We start from the raw sequence: 24,017 nt of genomic DNA, 5'->3' as shown, positions 1-24,017 counted from the left end.
ATGTTCCCCTTTCCGGTTTACATAGTCATGTTTCTATAACTTCTTGCGAGGCAGAGATGGGCTTCGGAAGCTTAGTTCTGTTTCTTTTCCAATTGGAGAAATAAGGGGTCAATGTGCCGACGATTCCCTTTGGAAGCAGCAGGACGACGATGATAAACATGGCGCCCATCATGATGGGCCACCAAGCCGGATAGGCTTCGCTGAAGGTTGTTTTAGCTGCATTCGTAATTAACGCCCCAAGAACAGCGCCGCCAATCGTCGAACGACCGCCGATGGCCACCCATAGTACCATTTCAATCGACGGTACGATACCCATTTGTGCAGGGGAGATGATCCCCTCTTGAAGTACGAAGAGTACGCCGGCAAGTCCAGCCAACCCCGCGGAGAGGCAGTAGATAAACACCTTATACGTAACGGGATTATAACCGATGAAGCGAACCCGATTCTCACCATCCCGAATAGCAGTCAGAATGTTGCCAAGGCGGCTGCTAACGAGCATGGTGCTTAGGATTAATACAACGAGTACAACAGCTAGGGTGAGGTAGAAGAACAACAGCTTAGTTGATTGTAATTGCAGATTCAGACCTAGAAAAGACGTGAAGTTCGTTAATCCATTCGTTCCGCCTGTATACCCCTGCTGCCCAACGAAGAGTGTCACTGTAATGATGACTAAGGCTTGGGACAAAATGGAGAAGAATGCGCCTTTGATCCGATTGCGGAACGTGAAATAGCCAAGGATGAAGGCGACGATCATCGGTACAATGAGCGCTAATAGGAATGCGGCGGCTGGACTGTGGAACGGCATCCAGAACCATGGCAAGCTTTTGACCCCACTCCAGGACATGAAATCAGGCAATTGATTAGGCGTGGAAGCCAGCTTCAAGTGCATGGCCATACAATAGGCCCCGAGCCCGAAATAAACACCATGGCCCAGGCTTAGAATACCGGTATATCCCCAAATTAAATCTATTCCGATCGCGATAATGGCATAAGCCAGGAATTTGCCGAGTAAGGATAAACGAAAGTCAGACAAGAATAGGGGGGCAAGCGCAATGAGAAGTAGACAGATCCCATAGATCGTCAATTTAAGCTTAGATTGTTTAGCCAAAAGCATAGATGGAAGTCACATCCTTTCTTCAATCTAAGGATCTCGAACGCATCGTTACAAGTCCCATTGGTTTCCATTGTAGGAAGGCAATAATCAGCGTAAACACAAGCACCTTACCGAGCGTAGCACTGGTTGTATACTCCAATGCCGTATTGAAAACACCGATGCCAAGTGCCCCAGCTACGGTTCCGATTAGCTTGCCGATCCCGCCAAGTACGACGACCATGAAGGCATCTACAATATAGTAGGTCCCAATGGTGGGACCGATGGGTCCAAGTAAAGAGAGCGCACAACCAGCGATGCCTGCCATAGCGGAACCGAAAGCAAATGATTGCGCATCGACTCTACGCGTGGATATTCCTAGACACGAAGCCATTTGGCGATTCTGCATAACGGCTCTCATACGTCTTCCGCCAGCAGAGTGGTAGAGATATAGATAGATGATCAAGATGCATAAGGCTACAAGTCCAAGGATGAACAGTCTCTTATATGGAAGGATCAAGTCTGCCGTTACATGCCAGCCGCCTTCTAACCATTGCGGTGCTTTCACAGCGACATTGGGAGCGCCGAAGATGGATCGCGCAATTTGTTGCAAGGCAAGGGAGACACCCCAGGTCGCTAATAAACTGTCTAACGGTCTGCCGTACATGAATCGGATGAGCACAATTTCGAGCAGCCAGCCTATGGCGAATGCGACGACAAAGGCTACGCCGAGTGAAACGACGAAATACCAGCCGAAGGCAGAGGCAGGCAAATAGGATTGGAATCCTTTCTGTACGAGGTATGCCATATAAGCACCGATCATAATAAATTCGCCATGCGCCATATTCATAACGTTCATGAGACCAAAGGTGATAGCGAGACCGATGGCAATCAGAAGCAGGATGGAGCTTAAGCTGAGTCCGTTAAATATTTGAAGCAGCAGCAAACTCATGAATACCTCTCCTTTCAGAATCCGGAGTAAAATGATGAAATCCAGGACTGCGGTGAGGCAGTCCTGGTTTCTGAGTACCAACGTGCAGCGGTATGGATTATTTCGTTACTTCTGCGCCCCAAGGGTATGTTTTGAGGAATGGATCGGGCTTGAGCGCTTTGCCTGAATTCCAAATTTCTTTGATTTGACCATCTGCTGCAATTTGGCCGATACGTGCTGTCTTGTAAATATGTTGATTCTCACCATCAATCGTGACTTTACCTTCAGGTGAATTCCACTCGATGCCTTTGGCTGCTGCTTTTACTTTCTCTACGTCAAAGGAACCGGCTTTCTTCACAGCTTCTGCCCATAGATACACAGCTGTGTAGCCTGCTTCGATGGGATCATCCGTTACGCGGTCCTTGCCGTATTTGGCTTTGTAAGCCTCGACGAATTTTTTGTTTTCAGGTGTATCTGTTGTTTGGTAGTAGTTCCAAGCTGTGTAGTGACCATCAAGAACGGATGCGCCGATACCGCGTACTTCTTCTTCGGCAATACTCACGGACATAGTTGTTAAATCTTTGGATGTGATACCTGCATCTTTCAATTGTTTAAAGAAGGCGACGTTACTATCACCGTTCAATGTGTTGAAGACGACGTCTGGCTTTTCCTTTTTGATCTTACTGATGATTGTATTGTAGTCGGTGTGTCCAAGCGGTGTGTATTCTTCCGCAAGCAAAGTTCCCCCATCTGCTTTCAACTGTTCTTTAATGATTTTGTTGGCTGTTCTAGGGAAGACATAATCAGAACCAAGGAGGAAGAATTTCTTGCCTTTGTTTTGCAGGAGCCATGTGACTGCGGGGATGATTTGTTGATTCGTTGTTGCGCCGATGTAGAAAATGTTCGGTGAGGATTCCACGCCTTCATACTGAACCGGATACCACAATAATCCTTTGTTTTGCTCGACGACCGGTAGGACGGCTTTACGGCTAGCCGATGTCCAACAACCGAAAATTGTTACTACGCTGTCCTTCTGCAGGAGCTTCTTTGTCTTCTCTGCAAAAGTTGGCCAATCCGATGCCCCGTCTTCGATCACGGGTTTAATCTTTTTGCCTAATAGTCCCCCAGCTGCATTAATCTCGTCAATCGCCATAAGCTCAGCATCTCGTACGGATACTTCGCTGATGGACATTGTACCTGTTAGTGAGTGAAGAATACCCACGGGTACGGTGTCGCCTGATGTTGCCCCAGCTACAGGTGCAGTCGTTGTTGAGGTGGTAGTTTCTGTCTTCGCACAGCCGGCCGCTACTAACATCAAAGCCATACTTAGTGCAACTGTAAGCTTACCCTTGTTTCTTATCTCTCTCATTCACGTCCCACTCCCTTGCCTTACAAGATTTGGATTACACGGCTTATGATAAATGGCGATACAAGTTAATGTCAATATAGGTGACACTAAAATAGATTTTTTTGGTAAAAACGCACAAATTCAAACAAGGGTATTGTGAAAATCACATAAATCACGATGGATAAGGTACAAATTTTCACTTTTTATGTAACTAAATATAACATTAGTGATTTACAATCATGAAATACACGAATATAATGAGTGTAAAGGATAACCATTATTCGGATTTCGAAGAGGTGAGATTCGTGCATTTAACGGAAAGAGAGAAAGAGAAGTTACTCATCACCGTAGCTGCTGACTTAGCTAGACGAAGGCTCGCCAGAGGGTTAAAGCTGAATTATCCAGAAAGTATCGCGTTGCTGACTTCCGAAATTATGGAGGGAGCTAGGGATGGCTTGACGGTTGCACAGCTCATGGCGTTGGGTACCACAATATTGAGGGCAGATCAGGTAATGGAGGGTGTACCTCACATGATTCATGAGGTGCAAGTGGAAGCAACGTTTCCTGATGGCACGAAATTAGTTACAGTGCATGAACCAATTACTTAATTAATCATGAGAGGGGCGCTTCCATGGTTCCCGGTGAATATCGAACAGCCAAAGGGTATATAGAAATGAACGCCAACAGACAGACAATAGAAATCATTGTTACGAATAAAGGAGATCGACCAGTTCAAGTGGGGTCGCATTTTCATTTCTTTGAAGTTAATCGGGGTTTGGATTTCGAACGAGAGTTAGCCTTTGGGATGCGGCTGGACATTCCAGCGGGAACAGCTGTCCGTTTCGAGCCTGGTGAGCAGAAACCCGTTCAACTTGTTGAATTAGGTGGAGCGAAACTATCTTATGGGCTGAATAATTTGAGTCAAGGTTTGGCAGAGAAAGATAAAATGCCGGAAGAAACGAGAGCAAGATGGCAGGCCTGGGAGGGGATGTTCGATGAGTCGAATAGATCGTAAGAATTATGCACTCATGTTCGGCCCCACAACGGGTGATGCCATCCGATTAGCAGATACGGAGCTCTGGGCGCAAATTGAACATGACTACACCGTATATGGGGATGAATGTAAATTTGGCGGGGGGAAAGTTATCCGTGACGGCATGGGGCAATCCAGCGGAGCGACTCGTGCACAGGGTGTACTAGATACCTTAATAACGAATGCTGTCATTATTGACCATTGGGGCATTGTCAAAGGCGATATCGGTATTCGGGACGGTCATATTGTTGCTATTGGCAAAGCAGGTAACCCCGATATTATGGATGGCGTGCATCCGAAGATGATCGTAGGTGCAAGCACTGAAGTTATCGCGGGTGAAGGTAAAATCGTAACGGCTGGCGGCATCGACGCGCATATCCATTTTATTTGTCCGCAGCAAATTGAAACTGCGCTTTCCTCTGGTGTGACGACGATGATCGGCGGGGGGACGGGGCCGGCAACGGGGACCAATGCCACAACTTGTACACCTGGTGCATGGCACATGCAGCGGATGTTGGAAGCAGCTGAAGCATTTCCGATGAATCTGGGCTTTACTGGCAAAGGGAACGCTTCATTCTTGGAACCTCTGACGGAACAAATTGAAGCAGGCGCTATTGGCTTAAAGCTTCATGAAGATTGGGGAACAACGCCTGCAGCGATTAACATGTGTTTGGAAGCGGCAGATCGTTATGATGTGCAAGTGGCGATTCATACGGATACATTAAATGAAGCGGGATTTCTTGAAGATACGCTTGCCGCGATCAAGGGACGTACCATTCATACGTACCATACCGAGGGAGCGGGTGGCGGTCATGCACCGGATATTATTCGAGCGGCTGCCGAGATGAATGTCTTACCCTCCTCGACCAATCCGACTCGTCCGTACACGATTAATACAATCGAAGAACATTTGGATATGTTGATGGTGTGCCATCACTTGGATAGCCGAATTCCAGAGGATGTCGCTTTCGCAGATTCTCGGATTCGTCCTGAAACGATTGCAGCAGAGGATATTTTGCATGACCTTGGCGTATTCAGTATGCTGAGCTCCGATTCCCAAGCGATGGGGCGAGTTGGCGAGGTCATAATTCGAACGTGGCAAACGGCGGATAAAATGAAAAAACAACGCGGATCGCTAGGCCCCGATACGGAAGAACATGATAATTTCCGAATCAAACGCTATATCGCGAAATATACCATCAACCCAGCAATTACCCATGGCATTTCGCATCTTGTGGGGTCGATTGAACCAGGCAAGTTTGCTGATTTGGTCGTTTGGAGTCCGATGTTCTTCGGTGTGAAGCCGGATCTCGTTCTCAAAGGTGGCAGCATCGCATATGCGCAAATGGGCGACCCGAATGCCTCTATTCCAACACCGCAGCCTGTCTTCGGTAGACCGATGTTCGCTGCATTTGGGAAGGCAGTAACGCAAAGTTCGATTACCTTCGTTTCTCAGGCGGCGTATGACAATGGAATTCGTGAACGATTCGGATTGCAGAAGCGGATTGAACCGGTGAAGGGATGCCGGAGCATTTCGAAACGAGATATGATTCATAACCATGAAACACCTTCTATAGAAGTGAATCCGGAAACCTACGAGGTTAAGGTTGATGGGGAAGCCGTGACTTGTGAGCCTGCGACGGAATTGCCAATGGCTCAGTTGTACTTTTTATTTTAGATAGCGTAGAAGAAAGACCCGATTGAGGTGAGGGCATTGAGGGCAGCAGAAAAGCCTCCGTTCCATTGGTTAGCCTATCAGCAGCTGTTGGATTCGGCGCTTCCCATTGGTGGGTTTTCACATTCATTTGGATTGGAAACCCTTGTTCAACAAGGGAGATTGACGACAATCTCCGAACTGGAAGCTTATATTCGGTCGATGCTTGCGTGCAGTTGGGCATCCTCAGATGCCATGGTGATCAAAGCGGCTTATCTGTACATTCCTCAAGGGGAGCTAGGGCGGCTGTGGGAAATCGACCATATGCTGCATGTGCAGCGGGTAGGGAGTGAGACGCGGAGCGGCGTTCAAAAAATGGGGCGCAGATTGCTCCAATTATCGCGTTCGCTGTATCCGGGGCTGAATTGGCAGCCGCTCGATGATGCGGTAAGTGCGGGGAGATGCAGCGCAAATCACCCGGTTGTTCATGGTTGGGTGAGCTACCATTTAGGCGTTCCATTGAACCAGGCTGCTGAAGGCTATCTATATACCTGCATCATGACGTGCATCAATAGTGCGCTCAGACTGATGTCCATTGGACAAACACAAGGTCAGATGTTGCTTGCGAAGCTCGTTCCACTGACAGGAAGTGAATGGCAGCGCGTTTCACAGCTCGATCCCATGGAGGCTTACACGAATTCTCCGTCGGCAGATCTTGCGATGATGCAGCATGAAACATTATATTCACGGTTATTTATGTCCTAATGACATTTCAATAGATCTGAGGAGGAATGACAATGTGTCAAGGTAACGGTCATCATCATCACCATCAATGGGAGAAACCATCTGTAGATCGGACGCGTCCTATGCGAATTGGGATCGGCGGTCCCGTAGGTTCAGGTAAAACCGCGCTTGTAGAGCGCTTGGCAAGAAAGCTGAACGACCGCTATAGTATCGCAGTGATTACGAACGATATTTATACGAAGGAAGATGCACGCATTCTAATTAGTTCTGAGGCTCTGCCAGAGGAGAGAATCATCGGTGTAGAGACAGGTGGATGTCCGCATACAGCGATCCGTGAGGATGCTTCAATGAATTTCGAAGCGATTGAGGAGCTGGAGCAGCGATTCGAGAATCTCGATATTATTTTCATCGAAAGTGGCGGCGATAATTTGGCGGCTGCGTTCAGCCCAGAGCTTGTGGATCGCTTCATCTATATTATAGACGTGGCCCAAGGAGAGAAAATCCCTCGCAAAGGCGGGCCTGGCATCATGCGTTCGGATATGTTGATTATTAACAAAATCGATCTAGCTCCTTATGTCGGTGCTTCTCTGGAAGTCATGGATTCCGATACGAAAAAGATGCGCGGTGAGCGTCCCTATATCTTCTCCAACTTAATGGGAGGTACTGGGCTAGATGATATCGTGACCTGGGTGGAGACGGAGTACAGCCATGCCTAAGCTGACTGGGGAGATATCTGCACAATTTGCAGTGCGCAGCGGATTCACACGGCTCGTACACAAATATCATGCCTCCCCGCTCAAAATAGCCAAAACGTTTCGTTACGAGAACGAAACGTTGACAGAAGGCGCCGCCCCCTTGGATCAACTCGGCGTCTATATGATGGATTGTTCACCTGGCCTGATGGCCGGTGATCATTATGAAATTAACGTGCGCCTTGAAGAGGGCGCACGTGTTTTTCTAACAAACCAGTCGTTCACGAAAGTTCATCCTTCGACTGAAGCTCAAGGAAGCACGCAGCATCAGATACTTCGACTTGAAGTCGACGCGCTGCTAGAGTATGTGCCTGAACCTTTAATGTTATATAAGGACGCAGTTTTATTAGCAGAAACGGAAGCGTATCTATCGAGAGGATCGGCATTGATTTTCTCCGATATCCTCTGTCCTGGCCGCACGCAGCGGGGGGAAATATTTCACTATACACGATATGTGAATAGAATGAAGGTTTGGTATGAAGGCGAGCTGATCTTCTACCAAAACCAGCGCATTGAACCTGCGATCATGAAGCTGTCATCGCCAGGTTGCTGGGAAGAAGAGACGCATATGGGCAATCTGTTTGTCTTCTCAGATCGGCTTGGTCCACGCCATCTTGAAGCCATTGTTGACAAATTAGGCCAACTGGAACATGATGGCCGGGTCCGAATGGGAGCGAGTCTAACGTATAAGCATGGGCTCGTGGTGACTGTCATGGGCAAGCATGCTTGGGAGATGCAAGATGTTCTGACGAAGGCGTGGCATCAAATCCGGCGGAGCTTATTTGATGTAACGCCATTGCTAGTGAATAAATAGGAAGAGGAGGCAGGTTATAACCTGTCTCCCCTTCCTATTTTATTGGCGTGCGGCTGGGGGGACGGGCTACTAGTCTCATGCCAAAGCTTATGGGCACTATCCCGTTGGCTCAGGATTCTCGGATTTTGCAAATCTGAGCGAAGGGGATAGTGGCAATAGATAGCTTTATGGGAGGTAGTGAGGGTCGGGGAAGGTGCCCCATACCGGAATTTCCACAACTTTTTCACGTATTCCGAAATGGAATCGAATGGTAAGTTCATTTTCCACGCATACTGGAAGGGAGAATCGACAATCTGATGACAACTGTCTATCGTTCATTGTCAAATGATGTAGGGGTTGGTATGATGAGAATGTTCGTTTAGATGCAGGATCGGAAATTCAACATAGAGGAGGTCAATTAACATGGAAAATCAAGTCACCTACGAAACTGTTTCGAAAGGCTCGTCACAAGAGTCTGTCGGAACTGATTCTATAGATGCTAACCTTGCGAGAGGTGCAGCAGAGCCTGTGACCCTGAAAGAGTTTTACAAATTGGTTAAACCAGGCATTATTTATTCCAATTTGATGACAGCTTTTGCTGGTTACTGGTTAGCTGCGAAATGGGATGTAGACTGGATTCATCTGATTATGACCATGTTGGGAACAGCATTGGTAATGGCTGGCGGTACAGTACTGAACAATTACTTGGACCGTGAGATGGATGCCAAGATGGAGCGCACGCAGAATAGAGCGCTTCCTAGCGGACGACTCACCGCGAATTTCGTACTTGGCTACGGGATCATACTGGGGACTATTGGTTTAGGCGTTCTATATTTCGGAGCGCAATCACCACTCGCAACATTGATCGGTTTACTTGGATTGTTTTTATATGTGTGGCTCTATACAGCATGGTTCAAAAGAACTTCCGTTTGGAGTACATTCGTTGGTGCGTTCTCAGGTGCGACACCACCGGTCATCGGATATTGCGCAGTAAGTGGCACGGTAGATTTAGGAGCAATCTTGATCTTCCTCTTCTTATTCTTATGGCAGCCACCGCACTTCTGGGCGCTTGGTATTCGCCGTATGGAAGAGTATCGTGCAGCGGGCTTCCCGTTACTGCCGGTAGTCAAAGGGACTTTTGTTACTAAAATTAGTATGGTTCGTTATGTCGTTCTATTAGTACCAGTTACGGTAATGTTAACGGCGTATGGTTACGTAGGAACAATCTTCTTGATTGTATCTACAATACTTGGATTAACATGGGTTTTCATGAGTGTCAAAGGGTTCAAAGCAAATGGGGAAGCAGAGATTGTATGGGCAAAGCGCATGTTCTTGTTCTCCCTTTTATATCTAACGCTGTTATCGTTCTTGATGGTCATTGATACGACAGCGAAACTTTAGTCTGGGGGACGAAAACGATGGGGACGTTTTTGGAGAAAAACTGGTTTAAGCTAGCGCTTGCTGCGATTTTAATTGCGATGATTGCATCCTTCGCTTATAAATTAGTGTCGAACGGCAGTAAGCCGGATGAAAGATTAACAGCCATGAAGGCGGCGCCTTCGTTTCAGCTTCAGGATTTAGATGGCAAAACGGTGACCTCTCAAGATATGGAAGGCAAGGTAAGGCTCGTATATTTCTTCTATTCCTTCTGTCCAGATGTGTGCTTACCAACAAGCTTTCTAATTTCACAAGTACAAGATGAGCTTAAGAAAAAGGATCTGCTCGGATCCAAAGCAGAAATCCTATCCATTACAGTTGATCCAATACGAGATACAGCTGAAGTGTTAAAAGCATTCGGTAATCGCTTCGAATCGAAGCCGATTCCAGGCGGGTGGACGTTCCTCAGAGGTGAGGAAGCGAAGGTACATAAGCTTGCTGAAGACTTCGGTATCATGGTGATCAAAGAGAAAGACGGCAATTTCTCACATTCAAATGCCATCTTGCTAGTGGATCCGAAGGGGCAATTAAGAAATTACTATGATGCAAGCAATCCAGAGTTGGATGCGGATCATATCGTTAAGGACGTTGTTACCCTATCGAAAGGGAAGTAATATCAGATTATTCATAAGCAGGGTTGGGCGCAGGGTAGACAATATATGCGTCCAGTCCTGCTTTTTCTAATTGCGCGATGAGATATTCTTCAGGCGTTCCTTCTACACCTGCATAGCCTTTACGGGTATAGATGTGTTCGGCGTCTGGAAATGTATCGCGCAGCAAATAACGGATTTTTTTGCCCGATGCATCGTTGTCGGTGAATATGTATACAGGCAGATCGCCTACTTTTTTGCGCAACGAGTCAAGTGTAAGGGAACTTGGCGTGCCGAAGGTGCAATGGATGATGACGGTATCATCCACGACTCGCTTCAAGCGACTTCTATCATTTTTCCCCTCAACAATTATGGTAATGGACATGGATTCACCCTCACTCCTTTTAGAGTAGTATACCCCGTTTGGAGCAGCGATCCAAGTCATGCGAAGGTGCTATATTTCCTGGGAAATGACAAGGATTTACAGCGTATGACATATGAAAAAGGCCTGAAAACATCAAGCCTTTGTTAAAGAAGTGAAATTATGAAGTTAACATAGGTGATTTGAACGTACGAAGCGGCAATAGTGACAGGGCTAACATGAGAATGAAGAATGCAATGAAATAAGAGGAAATATGATCGCGAAGCTGACCAGCCATCATCGGACCTATAAAGGCACCGACCGAATAAGAAATCGAAAGCAGTGAGAACACACGACCATATCGAGCGCTGCTAGTAATACTGGCAAGTAAAGCGGCAAGCGCGGGATAAATGACACCTTTGGCCATACCGATTAAGAAGAGGGATACGGTTAATGGAATGGGCCACTGGATGGCTAATCCGAAGAATACTGCGGCAAGTCCGATACTTCCGCCAATTGTCCGTAGAAATGGTGATATTTTATTCAAAAACCAGAAAGAGATACTAAGCAGTGCGCCTAAACTGACTAAGGTAAAGAATACACCGGAAGTAAGAATGGATTCCCGTGCTGATTTCATTAAGGGCAGTTCGAAGAACAAAATCCCTTGTGAGCAAGAGAGGGCCATGGGAATGAGGAAGAAGAGCCAGGGAATAGAAACACCATCACCCTCATCTTCTTTAATTTCCTGAGAGGCATGGTGACCGTGCGAGTCTAAGATGGCCTTAGAGCTCAACTTGTCCGCCTTGTGAGAGAGCATTTCCTTCTCTTTGACACCGAAAATGGCAAGAATACCTGTGATAATCAGGACCCAGCCCAACACGGAAAAAGCAGTTGTAAAGCCAATTTTGGCCACTAAGACAGCGCCTGCAGCAGGTGAAACCACAGATGCTAGGGTATGAACGAGCCCGTTTCCTGCCATAAGCTTGCTCTGATGAATGCGATCACGTGCAATGCGTGCGAGTAGAGTTAAACAAGCAGGGGATAGGAAAGCTAGTACAAATCCGCTGATGGAACGAATGTAAAGTAGATGCCACGGATCCCTCACGTTGGATTGAAATAGTAAGATGATCCCTGCTACAATTAAACTAAAAACAATAAACAGTTTACTGCCGTATTTGTCTACACCATAGCCTGCAATGAGATTGCCTGGAAGATGAGTGAGCGAATATACACCCATGATGAGCCCTATAAATGAAGGAGCAGCTCCCAGCGACAAGGCGAATGGAGACAAAATCGGGTATTGCGCGTGTAGGTCAAAAAATGCCACAAACATAAATAAGTACAACCATATGGCTGTTCTCACGGTTTTACCACCTCGGTCCTTTAGTTTCATCTCTTCTTAAGTTTTACGCCGCTCGTCCCAAGGATATGACCGTTCGGGACAAATGACACAAATTCGAAACTGGGAGGAACTATGGATCCTATCGTTTTTATACTTTTGGCAGCAGTAGGCATTTTTCTCGTTTTTCGATTAAGACAATCGTATCGCAGGACTGGAAAAAACATAGATAAGACCAAAGAAATTGAGGAGAAGCTAGCACAGTTAAGGAAAAAAAGAGATGAAGATTAAGGAGTCCATGTAGTATGATAGGAAGGGACTTTTGGATTATGAGGAGGGGTTATAGATGGATCAGTGGATTACGTTTGCACAGGATCGTTGGTATTTAATTGTAGGAGCTATTATCGTTTTATTTATTGTGATTGGTATTGTAAAAACGGTGGTGAAATGGGTTGTCGTCCTTGTCATCGTTGGGGCGCTCATCGTTTATGGAGCGAGTTATAAGGATAAAATAAAAGATATTGGGGCAACCGTTATTTCGCAAGTCAGCGATGACATCAAGGATAAGACAGTTAGCGCCTTGACTTCCGAAGCCAAAGAAGCGAAATTCAAAGCTAACCCGGATGGCTCCTTTTTAATTACGACGAAAAGCTTGCAAGTAGAAGGGAAACCAGGATCCGATGAGGTTCAGGTCACTTTTTTGGGTAAAACATTTAAGATGAATGCCAATGCTGCTGTGAATGCGTTCATCGAGCAAGCGAAGAAAAATGCCTAGTCGTTAGCTGGGCTAGCCTATCAAAGGAAGGTGAGTACACATGACGGATAACGCGTGGTTTCAAACAACCTCAATCAATTTTATATCCATCTTGATCGTTCTCACGATTGCAACGTCTGTATTGCAAGGTTTTTTCCGTGGCGGCTCTGGTTCAGCCAGGCATTTCGTGGCTATGTTGGTGGAAGCGGTACTTGCCATCCTCTCCATGGTTCTAGCTTGGAAAGGTGTGCAATTGATTTCACCTTGGATTCAAATATGGTTGAAAGATCAGAATGTGCAGATTCCGACGGTAGACATAAGTGCGTTAAAACAAGCTTATTATACCGTCATTACTAGCTTGCGTGATTTTCCATTACTCCGATTTGGTGTTTTATTTATTGTTGGCTATGTGATTATTAAACAATTGTTGAATCACTTGGTTGATTTAGTGTTAGGGCGTTGGTTAGCTGAACGCTTTGCCATGCCCAAACGGAGTCATTCCGTCTTGAGCTCGGTTTCAGGCGGCGCTATTGGATCCGTAGCTGGATTTGCAAGAGCGCTCATGCTGATCGCGATTTTATTTATATATGTCTCCTTGTTCCCTCACTCGATGCTGACCCCTTATATTGAATCCTCGCATATGTATCAAAAAGGAGCTCAAGAAGTGATTTCACCCTTCACAGGTGATTTCATAGCGGAGAAGGCACCTGTTTTCACGCGTGCTGTCGAACAAGAATTCACGAATATTTTGCAACGAAAATATGAAGTCCTTGATGCCAAAATCCCAGGTAACATTGCAGATGCGGCCAAAGAAATTACGGCGAATGCGACCACGGACGAAGAAAAAGCTAAATTGCTATACAGTTGGGTCGGAACCCGAGTCCAATATGATTGGAATAAAGTGAAGCTATACGAAGAACAACGAATTTGGAAAGAACAGACCCCAGAGGATACGTTCAATACCAAAGAAGGCGTTTGTATTGACTATTCAAGGTTATACGCACAAATGGCCAGATCCATTGGACTTGATGTGAAGGTTGTCACAGGTCTAGGATATGATGGACAGGGCGGATATGGCCCGCATGCTTGGAATGAAGTGTACCTGAAGGAAACGAATAAGTGGGTACCTTTGGATTCAACTTGGGTGGCAAGTGGAGCCAATTGGTTCAATCCGCCGAATTTTGATCAAACACATGTGAGGGACGTTTAAAGGAGAGAATATGCCAAGAGAGTTACATACGTATAAAATGATTTACTTAGATGCCGGTGATACGTTAGTCACGATTCCTGCAGCTCAAACGATACTGAAACAATACTTGCAGCTGCGCGCGGTTGATCGTGATGAAGCGCATATTAATGAACTTTTTACAGAAGCATTTCGTCTATTTTATTATGTTGAGAAAAAAGATAACTTCGTGGTGTGCAGCCCTGAGTCGGATCGTGAATTTTGGGTTAACCTATACCACTATGTTCTGCATAAGCTAGGCGTTCATGAAGATTGGACCGAGGAAGAAATTTTTAATTGCTGTCATGAGTTGTATGAAATTTTCACAGCACCGGAGTATTATGATTTATTTGATGACGTGAAACCATTTCTGGAAGAGCTGAAATCACGAGGTTTCCGGATTGGCATTATTTCTAATTTTGCACCTACGTTGAAAGCCATTCTCGCCGACAAAGGGGTATTACATTATTTTGACCCTGTGCTCGTATCCACTGAAGTTGGTTTAGAAAAACCGGATCCGGCTATTTTTCAGCTTGCATTACAGATGGCAGACGTTGAGGCAAGTGATGTACTGTATATCGGGGATCATGAGACGAATGATATTTGGGCCCCCAATCAAGTTGGCATTGATGCCATTCGTATTATTCGATACCCGTATCACACGGGAGAAGGCATACGCTCCTTGCTTGAATTGTTTCAAGCGCCTGTTGGTGGCCGGTGAAGTACGACCTAAGCGTTAGTAAGAAAGGATATGAACCCGCATGAAGTCATCCATTATGGATGATCCGAAGAAAAAAGAAATTACTAAAAAACGGCACTTTTCGTTTCGGATCAATATATTTTTCTTCGTCACCTTTTTATTGTTTTCGGTGCTAATCGTGAGGTTAGCGATTCTTCAATTCGTTCAAGCCAAGGATCTGAAGGCTGCAGAGAACACCAATACGAATACAACGAACAAGATCGCCCCGATTCGCGGCAATATTTATGATGCTACGAGGTCCCCGCTTGCTTATACCATTCCTGTACAGTCCTTATTTTTCCGTATTGAACCAGGCCAGGATAAGGATACTAATATTGATTTGGCTAAACGCATTAAGAGCGAAATATTTGACAAGTTTGCGAAACCGAATACTGTCAGTCCTACAACGGAAGAGATTGTCCTTGCAATGGACTTGGGCTATGACATTAATAAAAAACCAGTGAAAGACCCTAGCTACTATTCCGTACCACGCCGTATTAAAGCGGATTTATCAAATGCAGAAATTGCGTATTTATTGGAGCACCGGGATGAATTCAAAGGGCTGGAAGTCACGGAAGAAAGCATCCGCACCTATGAGGTGGAAGACGACAAAACGACAATTGCCACGCAATTAGTCGGGTATACGAATGCATTTTCAACGGAGACAGCGAAAAAAATCTATAAGGATAATCCGAATAGTGAAGAATATTTAAGTAATGAGAATGTCGGCTTCGATGGGATCGAACGGATGTATCAGGATGAGCTGCGCGGCAAGAATGGCAGTAAGAAATATCCCGTGAATGCCGCGATGAAAATCATTGGAAGAGCCGAAGTTACAGCTCCAATTAAGGGGAATAACCTGTATCTGTCGATCAATAAGGACGTTCAGAAGGCGACGGAGAAAATGCTGCATGATCATATCCAATATCTCCGTTCACCGTCTAATGCGAATGATGCGTACTTGAAATATGGCGTGAAGGCCTCCTCAGGCTTCGCAGTAGCGATGGAAGTGGACACAGGACGTGTCATCACCATGGCGAATTACCCGGATTACGATGCGAACGCTTGGACAGGTGGGATGGCAACAGCTACTTACAAGGAAATCGAGACTTATATACAGAATGGCACGATCACAACAGCCAAAGCCAAATATCCAGATGCCAAAGAGAATGCCAAGCATCCTTCTTCCATTGTTTTCATGGGATCCACGATTAAGCCGTTGTCTGTATTAATTGGATTGAAAGAGAAGTTCTTTACAGCGGGAGTACAGAACTACAATGACACAGGTACTTTCACCTTCGGTAGGGATGGCAATAGTGCCATCTCAAACTCCGACAAACACGCTTATGGCAGCTTGAACGCATCTTCAGCTATTGAGGTTTCTTCGAATACGTATATGTCGGCGATGGTAGGTATCCCTTTCTGGAATAAATACGGTCGAGAAAATTCGAAGGTGACAGCCAAATGGGCCGAGTATCTGGCTAAGTTCGGGATGGGTGTGCCAACGGGCAGTGGATTGCCTGGCGAGTTCGCAGGATCCAACGATTTTATCAAAAATGCGGAGAAGGACAGTTATCAATCCGCGATGGTTTACGCATCCTGGGGACAGAATGAGAAAACGACTACGTTGCAACTTGCGCAATATACGGCAACGCTTGCTAGCCGCGGGAAACGGATGAAACCACTCTTTGTCGAAGAAATACGTGATTATCAGGGCAATCTCGTGAAAACCGTTGAGCCTGAGGTTCTAGAAGATTCGTCCAAGGAGTTCTCACAAGGAGACTGGAATGCGATCATCCACGGAATGAAAAGCGGTGCGCAAGGCATTGACGAATTACCTTTCAACGTCGCTCGTAAAACAGGAACATCCACGCAGGATGTAGCTGGCGGAAGAGTTGAGAATGCCGTTCTGATCGCCTTTGCACCAGTAGAAAATCCCAAGCTGGCCGTAGCAGTCGTTGTACCGGAAGGTGGTTTCGGACGCTACGGGGCATCCCCGATTGCGGCGAAAATCTTCGAAGCGTATGACGCGGCGTATGATGGTATTCTGACGAAGCTTGGCGGCGGGAAACGGCCTTGGTAAAGTATGCTGAAGAAGATAGTAGAAGAAGATAAGAATGAGAGGGAGCTTGCTGCGGCGGGCTCTTTTTTGTCGTGATAGGACTTGCCTCCTATTCGTGCGTAGAGCTTAGCTCCAAACCCCGCCACCAACCACCCTCCAACTGACCGCCAATGCTCATTTTTGCAAAGAGATGGATTTCCTGTAGTTAATTCCTCGTAACATGAGTTCAAATGAACAATAGATGGAAATTATACAGTTAATCTCAGATAATTATATAAAAACAGTCAGGTTTGGAGAGAATTAGCTTCATTTTTTCCATCTATTATGATTTGTAGGGTGAATTTTCCCAAAATAGCTGTACATTTTCCAGTTAATTGAGAGTGAACAGTGGGGTGGGGGCTAATTTGGCGAGTGTAGCTTAAATTACTGGGATCGACTTGGGAATTCGAAATCCGAAGCAACATGCACCAGCTGCTCACCTATGGCATATCCTATTCCAAGGGTAGAACTTGAGAGGAACAGGGTTCACCCCAAATGTTGCCCGAGGTCAACTTTTGTGCGCAGAGGAAAGGTGGTCGAATCCCATGAAAAAAAGCCGGTTATCTGCTTCTCTAAAACGACTTCTCATTTCCATCATTTTTCTATAAGATACAGCGATTCTCGTACACTCACGGTATTTCCTGAAAGACGGGCGGATATGGTATACTAATATATCGGTTGTCCAAGAGAAAGAATGATGAGAGTACGGAGGAGTGAGTCTCACCATGTGTGGTATTACGGGTGTAATGTATTTTGAAGATAGAGAACCAACTGAGGCAAGCTTGAAGCAAATGACGGATGTAATTGTTCATCGGGGGCCGAATGATGAGGGCTTCTGGACAGAGAATCGCATTGGCTTAGGGTTTAGGCGCTTATCCGTTATTGATATCAAAGAAGGTCATCAGCCATTAGCGAATGAAGATGAAACTGTTTGGATTATTTTCAATGGTGAAATTTATAATTACAAAGAGCTGCGCACGATGCTCAAGGAGCGCGGTCATATTTTCCGTACGCAGAGTGACACAGAGGTCATCGTCCATCTTTATGAGGAATTCGGCGAAGATTGTGTAAAACACATGCGGGGGATGTTCGGATTTGTGATTTGGGATCGTAAGAAGAAGCAGCTGTTCGGTGCGAGGGACCATTTCGGCATTAAGCCGTTTTATTATCATGTGAGTGACCGTCAATTCTTGTTCGGCTCGGAAATCAAGAGCTTGCTTGCGGCGGAAGGCATGAATCGGTTGATCCATACGGACAGCTTGCTGAATTATTTGACGTTTCAGTATGTACCAGAACCGCATACGATGTTCCAAGGCATCTATAAGCTGCCTCCTGCGCATTCAGTCACCATTACGTTCGAAGGCAAAATGACCCTACATAAGTATTGGGATCCGATGTTTGAGCCAGAAGAGAAACCATTCGACCACTATGTGGAACAAATTCGTGAAGGGTTGAAAGAGTCCGTCAAGCTCCACATGGTCAGTGATGTGGAACGCGGATGCTTCCTGTCGAGCGGGATCGACTCGACGGCAATTGCTACGCATATGCGGAATATCGAACCGATCCGCACGTTCTCCGTTGGCTTCGACGGCGCCAACAACGAGACGCCGATCGCTGCTCAGACCGCAGCGACGCTCGGGACAGAGCACTACGACAAAATCATCACGCAGGATGATTTCTTCGCGACCATGCCGAAAGCGATCTGGCACCAGGACGAGCCTGTCGCCGATCCTTCGGCCATTGCCCTCTACCACGTCGCTCAGCTTGCGCGCGAGCAAGTAACGGTCGTGCTCTCCGGCGAAGGCGCGGACGAGCTGTTCGGCGGCTATCGCATTTATCGCGAGCCGCAGTCGCTCAAACCGCTGGATGGGCTGCCGCCATCGGTGAAGCGCATGCTGAACCGCTTCGCACGCATATTGCCGAGCGGAGTGAAAGGCCGCAACTATGTGTTGCGGGGGACGACTCCACTAGAGGAACGCTTCCTCGGGAATGCCAAAATTTTCTCCGAGGATATGAAAGCGGAAGTGCTCCGTCTCGATAGCGAGATGCTGCGCGCCTACAAGAATCCCGTGCAAATCGCCGGCGATTATTACAACAAAACGAAGCATTTAGATCCTGTAAGTCGAATGCAGTATATCGACATGAATCTGTGGATGCCTGGCGATATTCTCATGAAAGCCGACAAAATGACGATGGCGCATTCCTTGGAGCTGCGCGTTCCTTTTCTGGACAAGGAGTTGTTCGAAGTGGCACGCCGTATTCCAGCAAAGTATCGCATTGCCAATGGGACTACGAAGTACATTTTCCGTAAAGCGATGGAAGGAATCATTCCGGATCCAATTCTGAATCGTCCGAAACTTGGCTTCCCAGTACCCCTGCGGGATTGGATGAAAGGCGCGATGGGCGATATGGTGATGGATCAAATCAAAACCAGCGGGATTGAGGATTACATCGATATTGAAGCAGTGGAGAAAATGCTGCATAAGCATCGTATTGGTCAAGGAGACTACGCACGACGCTTGTGGACGCTCTATATTTTTGCACTATGGCACAAAACGTTCATGGAAGAGCTGCCGAAGAGAGTGCTCACCGCTTACTAGGAAGACAATTGAAGGCAGCATAGAGATGGGGGTTGGCGGGTATGGGAACCTATAAATTAATCGCACTTGATATGGATGGCACGTTACTAAACGAGGACAAGAAAATATCTGCAGAGAATCAAGCAGCGATTCGCGAAGCCATTGCACAAGGTAAAGTGGTGATCATGTCCACCGGGCGTGGTGCCGTCAGCGCTATGCCTTACATTAAGGAGCTGGGGCTCTCGACGCCGCTTGTAGTGGTGAACGGTAGTGAAGTGTGGGCATCACCCGATACATTGCTGAAACGCACGCTAGTACCGATTGAAACGATACGCGATTTGCACCAGCTAGCCGTAGATCATGATTGTTGGTGGTGGGCGTATTCCGTAGCAGGCGTGTTCAATCGGGAAAGTGAAGGGCTGGAGATCAATGAGCAGGAATGGTTGAAATTCGGTTATTTTACGGACAATGCCGAGAAATTGCAACGCATTCGTGAAGTGGTGTCGAGTTGGGGAACGCTTGAAATCACCAATTCACATCCGTCGAACTTAGAAATGAACCCGCTCGGCATCTCCAAAGCCACAGGCGTAGAAACCGTGTGCCAACTTCTCGGCATTACGATGTCCGAAGTGATTGCAATGGGTGACAGCGAAAATGATATTGCGATGATTCGTGAAGCAGGACTAGGTGTGGCTATGGGAAATGCCCAGGATGAAGTGAAAAGGGTCGCTGATATCACGACAGTTACGAACGATGAACATGCTGTCGCACACATCATTCGAACTTACTTGCTTGCCTAGCCCAGGACCAAGCTCCACATTCACGCTTAATGGAGGAATGAACTGCGCATGATTACCTTGGGTTGGATTGTCGTTATTCTTTTATTTGTCATCGGGATGGTGGGTGCCGTCTATCCGATTCTGCCTGGTGTACTGGCCATTTATGCTGCCTTTTTCATCTATGGCTGGCTGATCACCTGGAAACACTTCGGTTTCTGGTTCTGGTTAATTCAGACCTTGATTGTCGTTATTATAATCGTGGCAGATTATGCCGTTAGTGCACTAGGTGTCAAAAAATTCGGCGGCTCGAAACCGGCAATCGTCGGTAGTACCATTGGTTTGATCATTGGTCCTTTCGTGATTCCAGCATTCGGGATCATTCTTGGCCCATTCATCGGCGCCGTAGTAGGTGAATTAATTGCCGGAACCTCCTGGCAGAACGCTGTTCGCGCAGGAATTGGGTCTGTGCTTGGCTTTTTTGCCAGCTCCGTGGTGAAAATTGTTTTGCAGCTCGCTATGATCATTATTTTCTTCCTGTGGATCTTTTGAGGCATAGAGGAACATAAGAAAACTGTAAGAGAGAGAAGGAACGGACTTGACGAAGGTAACCAAAGATTCCCTTGTAAAAGGGACGCTCATTCTCACCGTGGCCGCGCTTGTAGCGCGGTTTCTCGGCGTTTTCCAGCGTATTCCGCTGGTGCATCTGCTTGAGGAAAAAGGAATGGGCAGCTATTCTATTGCTTTTAATCTATATTCGATCCTGCTCGTTATCGCAACGGCGGGTATTCCGAGTGCATTAAGTAAAATGGTTGCCGAGAAGAACGCGATTGGTCGACCGCATGAAGCGCAACGGATTTATCGGGCAGCAGTCGTGTTTGCTGTAGTCGCAGGTGTTGCAATGACCGTCTTGTTATACTTCTTCGCACCGATCTATGCTGAGAATATTTCGCATGGTGGGCCAGATGCTACGCTAGCAACAAGAGCGATCGCTCCAGCGATGCTGTTCTTCCCGCTCATTGCCATTATGCGCGGCTATTTCCAAGGCAGACAACATATGATGCCGAACGGGATTTCACAAGTAGTGGAACAAATATTCCGATTGATCACTTCGATTCTGCTTGCCTTCTTCTTGCTCAATATCTCGCTGGGCTGGGGTGTTGCGGGGGCTTCCTTCGGAGGCGTTGTTGGAGGTATTGCGGCACTAGCCGTTATGCTCTACTACGCTAGGAAGCTAAAGCGAAGTGATGCGCAATCGCGTCAGTCTGCCATGGCAGCTTCACAAGCCGCGGCAGAACAGATAGGAGCGACTCGATCAGGGGATCAGCCGGCTGAAATGTTCAGGTATCGGGATATTTATCGCAGCTTGCTCAAGCTTTCTATTCCTATCGTTGTCTTCTCCGTCACCGTCACACTGGTGTATGCGATCGACACCTCGATGATTATTCCATTGCTTGAAGATAAAATCGGTGCCGCGGAAGCCTTAGGTTTAGTCGGGATCATTGGTGGACGCGCGCAATCGCTCGCGGGGATTCCTATTATTTTGGCCATCGCGTTGAGTCAATCCGTTGTCCCTATTATTTCGGCTGCGTATTCACGCAAAGATTTGAAACAAGTCGGACAACAGACGACGCGCGTCTTGCAGCTCGCGATTTTATCTGGTCTGCCTGCAGTCCTTATGATTAGTATTGCGGCTAGACCGATCGATTTCTTCGTGTTTGGGTATGAAGATTCCGCTTATGGCATTGCGCATGGTCCTACGATGATATCGTTGCTGACGGCAGGCGCAATGTTCCAGATCGTCATGCAGACCTCAGGGGCCGTTCTGATGGGCATGGGACGGATGAAGCCGTTGATGGTTCATGTAGGTGTAGGCATCGCGATTAAGCTGGTTGGCAGCTATGTATTAGGGCAATGGTTTGGTATTTATGGCATCATTATTTCTACAGGACTTTGCTTTATCGCGATGTCATGGCTTAACATACGTTCACTCCGTAAAGAAGTATCGTTCACGATTCTGGGGCGTCGTTTCGGCGGCCTTATGATCACGATTCTGGTCATCGGTGTTGTTGGCTTTGCAGCGGAATGGCTGACGCACAACTATGTGGTACCGACGCCTTGGTATCGTTTGAATGAAGGTATTCAAGCTGTGTTGATCTGCGGATTAACCGTAGCGATGTATCCGCTTATGCTCATGATTACGCGAGTGGTGACGAAGGATGATGTGAAGAACTTCCCATCACCTGTCCAGAAGCTCATTGCGAAAGCGAGTCGTGTACTCAAACGTTCATAACCGTATCATACACGTTACCGAATGATATTCTTTATTGCTTGTGCACTTACAACAGCGAGTTCCAGTTTACTTAAACCTAGGCATAGATCCTGCGTCAAATCAAAAGCGCTGGGAACTTCTATGCTCCGAATATGCTGTAAAGGTTCTCCTTCGAGCTTAAACCAATCACTTCGCTCAACGGGTGCAATTGGCCTGTCAGGCCATACCGAGTGAAGCGGTGGACTATAGAACGGCGCAGCTCCTATCTTCAGGCTGTAACCATCGAGCCTCTCCTGATACTTACGATCAGGAGGGGCTTTTCGTATGGGAGCGAAGAGATGAGGCCAGTAGTCGGAACGTGATCCCGTATGCGGTGTAGCGGAGGCGAAGGCGAAGACGCCTTGAAGTACACCTGGGACGCCAAACAGGATGGCATATAAGCTTTTACCGAATTCGATCCGCTCGGTGAGCTTCGTGAAGCTTTCAAGAATAAGGCCAGCAAGATGCGGCTGAGGTGGATTCATGGATGAAGAACGAAATGGGAATCCGACTTGATTGAGCTGCAGCCAAGCTTGTGTTTTGAACAGTGCGGTATCTAAGACCGTTTGTTTGTAGTGCGGATTCTGAACAACACGATTCTCGATGTAATGCTGCTCATTGATAATTAGACCTATAGTGAGCAGTGCGGAGTCTTGATACAGCCAGAAATCCTGCCAGATGGGGAGCATCCAAGTGGATATATGTAAATGCGGTAGAAGATGGAATAAGCGCTGTCTTCTTTTTCGGCTTTCAGCATACAACAGCAATTGCGGGTAAGCATCTTGAAAAATAAGGGCATTCGCACGCTCAAGAAAGGAAAATGCATGTTCAGAGGCTTCATTGTTCATCAGATGTGGCACAAGTTCACCGCGTAGATCAGTCATAGACCAGCCTCCATTGCGGGAGACCATATGGGCTAACAACGCCCAATGCAGCTCGGGATATTCACGATAGATCACCCAGTAAGCCTGTGTACGCGTCACGTTATTGCGATTGTGCAAGCGAGTTTGGGCAACGATACCTTCGAGAATTTGTTGTTCTTGGATAGTAGGAGAGGGAGAAGTGACGCCTCCTTGTTGTAAGGCTATTTGTTGGTGCAACGCTTTCTCTAATCGAGCTTGTGTAGCAGGAGGGATTTCGATGTAGGCAGTCGACGGTCCATGATGTTCAGCAAGCTCTGAGGAATTCATGAACTTGGCAGCCTGCTGTTTAACCAGCTCTACAACTGCACCTGGCAGTCCTCGCATTTTACCGTAAAACCCTTGATTATCGTTGCTTTTCGGTGGTAGATTGACTTTCATCATGGCCTCCTTTCTGGAACTGGAATCCTTCTTTCTATTATTTGCATGTGACCAGTCAGGTATGTCAACCGGTGAGAAATAACGAAGTGAGCGCTGTAATGATATCCAAATGTTGACAAGAAGAGTGTATGAGTAGTATAGTACACCTGTAGTGTATGA

General features: G+C 46.8%; 22 protein-coding genes. 16 read left to right on the top strand and 6 right to left on the bottom strand.

Going from position 1 to position 24,017, the window contains the following annotated elements; translation table 11 throughout:
• Positions 1-25: 25 nt before the first annotated feature.
• The 3 genes from urtC to urtA all read right to left on the bottom strand — a co-directional run bounded on the left by urtC (position 26) and on the right by urtA (position 3,390).
• Complete coding sequence (gene urtC / locus AC58PV_RS22215; RefSeq protein ID WP_497434625.1) at positions 26-1,114, bottom strand: urea ABC transporter permease subunit UrtC; 1,089 nt, start codon at positions 1,112-1,114, stop codon at positions 26-28.
• 22 nt (positions 1,115-1,136) lie between these two features.
• Positions 1,137-2,042: an urea ABC transporter permease subunit UrtB gene (gene urtB, locus AC58PV_RS22210; RefSeq protein ID WP_497434624.1), complete on the bottom strand. Its 906-nt coding sequence runs from the start codon at positions 2,040-2,042 to the stop codon at positions 1,137-1,139.
• A gap of 97 nt (positions 2,043-2,139) precedes the next feature.
• Positions 2,140-3,390 (bottom strand): urea ABC transporter substrate-binding protein, encoded by a 1,251-nt coding sequence (gene urtA, locus AC58PV_RS22205; protein ID WP_068668139.1) that lies wholly within the window; start codon positions 3,388-3,390, stop codon positions 2,140-2,142.
• Positions 3,391-3,674: 284 nt separating this feature from the next.
• Between urtA and AC58PV_RS22200 the strand changes: the two genes are divergently transcribed.
• From AC58PV_RS22200 to AC58PV_RS22165, 8 genes are all read left to right on the top strand, one after another.
• Positions 3,675-3,977 carry an urease subunit gamma gene (locus AC58PV_RS22200; RefSeq protein ID WP_497434622.1) on the top strand — a complete coding sequence of 101 codons (303 nt, stop codon included), beginning with the start codon at positions 3,675-3,677 and terminating at the stop codon, positions 3,975-3,977.
• A gap of 23 nt (positions 3,978-4,000) precedes the next feature.
• Positions 4,001-4,384: an urease subunit beta gene (locus AC58PV_RS22195; protein ID WP_497434621.1), complete on the top strand. Its 384-nt coding sequence runs from the start codon at positions 4,001-4,003 to the stop codon at positions 4,382-4,384.
• Entirely contained in the window at positions 4,365-6,080 is a 1,716-nt protein-coding gene (ureC, locus tag AC58PV_RS22190; protein ID WP_497434620.1) for an urease subunit alpha, read from the top strand. The genes AC58PV_RS22195 and ureC overlap by 20 nt, the downstream gene beginning before the upstream one ends.
• 36 nt (positions 6,081-6,116) lie before the next feature.
• The gene (locus AC58PV_RS22185) at positions 6,117-6,821 is read left to right on the top strand and encodes an urease accessory protein UreF (RefSeq protein WP_497434619.1); all 705 of its coding nucleotides are present in this window, start codon (positions 6,117-6,119) and stop codon (positions 6,819-6,821) included.
• 32 nt (positions 6,822-6,853) lie between these two features.
• A complete protein-coding gene (gene ureG / locus AC58PV_RS22180; RefSeq protein WP_068668130.1) occupies positions 6,854-7,516 on the top strand; it encodes an urease accessory protein UreG in 663 nt (220 codons plus the stop codon).
• On the top strand, positions 7,509-8,366 hold the full coding sequence (locus AC58PV_RS22175) for an urease accessory protein UreD (RefSeq protein WP_497434618.1): 858 nt from the start codon (positions 7,509-7,511) through the stop codon (positions 8,364-8,366). Before ureG ends, AC58PV_RS22175 begins: the two co-directional genes overlap by 8 nt.
• Before the next feature lie 402 nt (positions 8,367-8,768).
• A complete protein-coding gene (gene cyoE, locus AC58PV_RS22170) occupies positions 8,769-9,746 on the top strand; it encodes a heme o synthase (protein WP_497434616.1) in 978 nt (325 codons plus the stop codon).
• A gap of 17 nt (positions 9,747-9,763) precedes the next feature.
• Entirely contained in the window at positions 9,764-10,396 is a 633-nt protein-coding gene (locus tag AC58PV_RS22165) for an SCO family protein (RefSeq protein WP_497434615.1), read from the top strand.
• Between the two features lie 7 nt (positions 10,397-10,403).
• Here AC58PV_RS22165 and AC58PV_RS22160 read toward each other — a convergent pair whose 3' ends face one another.
• A complete protein-coding gene (locus tag AC58PV_RS22160) occupies positions 10,404-10,757 on the bottom strand; it encodes a toprim domain-containing protein (RefSeq protein WP_497434614.1) in 354 nt (117 codons plus the stop codon).
• A 157-nt stretch (positions 10,758-10,914) separates the two neighbouring features.
• Entirely contained in the window at positions 10,915-12,096 is a 1,182-nt protein-coding gene (locus AC58PV_RS22155) for an MFS transporter (protein ID WP_497434613.1), read from the bottom strand.
• Between the two features lie 322 nt (positions 12,097-12,418).
• Between AC58PV_RS22155 and AC58PV_RS22150 the strand changes: the two genes are divergently transcribed.
• From AC58PV_RS22150 to AC58PV_RS22115, 8 genes are all read left to right on the top strand, one after another.
• Positions 12,419-12,847, top strand: coding sequence for a hypothetical protein (locus AC58PV_RS22150; RefSeq protein WP_497434612.1), 429 nt, complete (start codon positions 12,419-12,421; stop codon positions 12,845-12,847).
• A gap of 40 nt (positions 12,848-12,887) precedes the next feature.
• A complete protein-coding gene (locus tag AC58PV_RS22145) occupies positions 12,888-14,036 on the top strand; it encodes a transglutaminase domain-containing protein (protein ID WP_497434610.1) in 1,149 nt (382 codons plus the stop codon).
• 10 nt (positions 14,037-14,046) lie between these two features.
• On the top strand, positions 14,047-14,772 hold the full coding sequence (locus tag AC58PV_RS22140) for an HAD-IA family hydrolase (RefSeq protein WP_497434609.1): 726 nt from the start codon (positions 14,047-14,049) through the stop codon (positions 14,770-14,772).
• A 40-nt stretch (positions 14,773-14,812) separates the two neighbouring features.
• A complete protein-coding gene (locus AC58PV_RS22135; RefSeq protein ID WP_497434608.1) occupies positions 14,813-16,873 on the top strand; it encodes a peptidoglycan D,D-transpeptidase FtsI family protein in 2,061 nt (686 codons plus the stop codon).
• A 743-nt stretch (positions 16,874-17,616) separates the two neighbouring features.
• A complete protein-coding gene (gene asnB, locus AC58PV_RS22130) occupies positions 17,617-19,491 on the top strand; it encodes an asparagine synthase (glutamine-hydrolyzing) (RefSeq protein WP_497434607.1) in 1,875 nt (624 codons plus the stop codon).
• Positions 19,492-19,532: 41 nt separating this feature from the next.
• Entirely contained in the window at positions 19,533-20,270 is a 738-nt protein-coding gene (locus AC58PV_RS22125) for a Cof-type HAD-IIB family hydrolase (RefSeq protein ID WP_497434605.1), read from the top strand.
• Positions 20,271-20,318: 48 nt separating this feature from the next.
• The gene (locus AC58PV_RS22120) at positions 20,319-20,798 is read left to right on the top strand and encodes a DUF456 domain-containing protein (protein WP_497434604.1); all 480 of its coding nucleotides are present in this window, start codon (positions 20,319-20,321) and stop codon (positions 20,796-20,798) included.
• A 46-nt stretch (positions 20,799-20,844) separates the two neighbouring features.
• On the top strand, positions 20,845-22,539 hold the full coding sequence (locus AC58PV_RS22115; RefSeq protein ID WP_497434603.1) for a putative polysaccharide biosynthesis protein: 1,695 nt from the start codon (positions 20,845-20,847) through the stop codon (positions 22,537-22,539).
• A gap of 14 nt (positions 22,540-22,553) precedes the next feature.
• On the opposite strand, the gene AC58PV_RS22110 is transcribed toward AC58PV_RS22115, so the two are convergent.
• Positions 22,554-23,861: a DUF2515 family protein gene (locus AC58PV_RS22110; protein ID WP_497434602.1), complete on the bottom strand. Its 1,308-nt coding sequence runs from the start codon at positions 23,859-23,861 to the stop codon at positions 22,554-22,556.
• Positions 23,862-24,017 lie beyond the last annotated feature (156 nt).

The organism is Paenibacillus sp. J22FR83 (genome assembly GCF_059691955.1).
The sequence above is the reverse complement of the archived record's forward strand: the minus strand, read 5'-3'. Positions and strand labels throughout refer to the sequence as shown.

What these genes read in the sequence shown, in the direction of transcription:
- urtC (WP_497434625.1), bottom strand. Translation starts at nt 1,114, where the DNA reads ATGCTTTTGGCTAAACAATCTAAGCTTAAATTGACGATCTATGGGATC.
- urtB (WP_497434624.1), bottom strand. Translation starts at nt 2,042, where the DNA reads ATGAGTTTGCTGCTGCTTCAAATATTTAACGGACTCAGCTTAAGCTCC.
- urtA (WP_068668139.1), bottom strand. Translation starts at nt 3,390, where the DNA reads ATGAGAGAGATAAGAAACAAGGGTAAGCTTACAGTTGCACTAAGTATG.
- AC58PV_RS22195 (WP_497434621.1), top strand. Translation starts at nt 4,001, where the DNA reads ATGGTTCCCGGTGAATATCGAACAGCCAAAGGGTATATAGAAATGAAC.
- ureC (WP_497434620.1), top strand. Translation starts at nt 4,365, where the DNA reads ATGAGTCGAATAGATCGTAAGAATTATGCACTCATGTTCGGCCCCACA.
- ureG (WP_068668130.1), top strand. Translation starts at nt 6,854, where the DNA reads ATGTGTCAAGGTAACGGTCATCATCATCACCATCAATGGGAGAAACCA.
- AC58PV_RS22175 (WP_497434618.1), top strand. Translation starts at nt 7,509, where the DNA reads ATGCCTAAGCTGACTGGGGAGATATCTGCACAATTTGCAGTGCGCAGC.
- cyoE (WP_497434616.1), top strand. Translation starts at nt 8,769, where the DNA reads ATGGAAAATCAAGTCACCTACGAAACTGTTTCGAAAGGCTCGTCACAA.
- AC58PV_RS22165 (WP_497434615.1), top strand. Translation starts at nt 9,764, where the DNA reads ATGGGGACGTTTTTGGAGAAAAACTGGTTTAAGCTAGCGCTTGCTGCG.
- AC58PV_RS22160 (WP_497434614.1), bottom strand. Translation starts at nt 10,757, where the DNA reads ATGTCCATTACCATAATTGTTGAGGGGAAAAATGATAGAAGTCGCTTG.
- AC58PV_RS22150 (WP_497434612.1), top strand. Translation starts at nt 12,419, where the DNA reads ATGGATCAGTGGATTACGTTTGCACAGGATCGTTGGTATTTAATTGTA.
- AC58PV_RS22145 (WP_497434610.1), top strand. Translation starts at nt 12,888, where the DNA reads ATGACGGATAACGCGTGGTTTCAAACAACCTCAATCAATTTTATATCC.
- AC58PV_RS22140 (WP_497434609.1), top strand. Translation starts at nt 14,047, where the DNA reads ATGCCAAGAGAGTTACATACGTATAAAATGATTTACTTAGATGCCGGT.
- AC58PV_RS22135 (WP_497434608.1), top strand. Translation starts at nt 14,813, where the DNA reads ATGAAGTCATCCATTATGGATGATCCGAAGAAAAAAGAAATTACTAAA.
- asnB (WP_497434607.1), top strand. Translation starts at nt 17,617, where the DNA reads ATGTGTGGTATTACGGGTGTAATGTATTTTGAAGATAGAGAACCAACT.
- AC58PV_RS22125 (WP_497434605.1), top strand. Translation starts at nt 19,533, where the DNA reads ATGGGAACCTATAAATTAATCGCACTTGATATGGATGGCACGTTACTA.
- AC58PV_RS22120 (WP_497434604.1), top strand. Translation starts at nt 20,319, where the DNA reads ATGATTACCTTGGGTTGGATTGTCGTTATTCTTTTATTTGTCATCGGG.
- AC58PV_RS22110 (WP_497434602.1), bottom strand. Translation starts at nt 23,861, where the DNA reads ATGATGAAAGTCAATCTACCACCGAAAAGCAACGATAATCAAGGGTTT.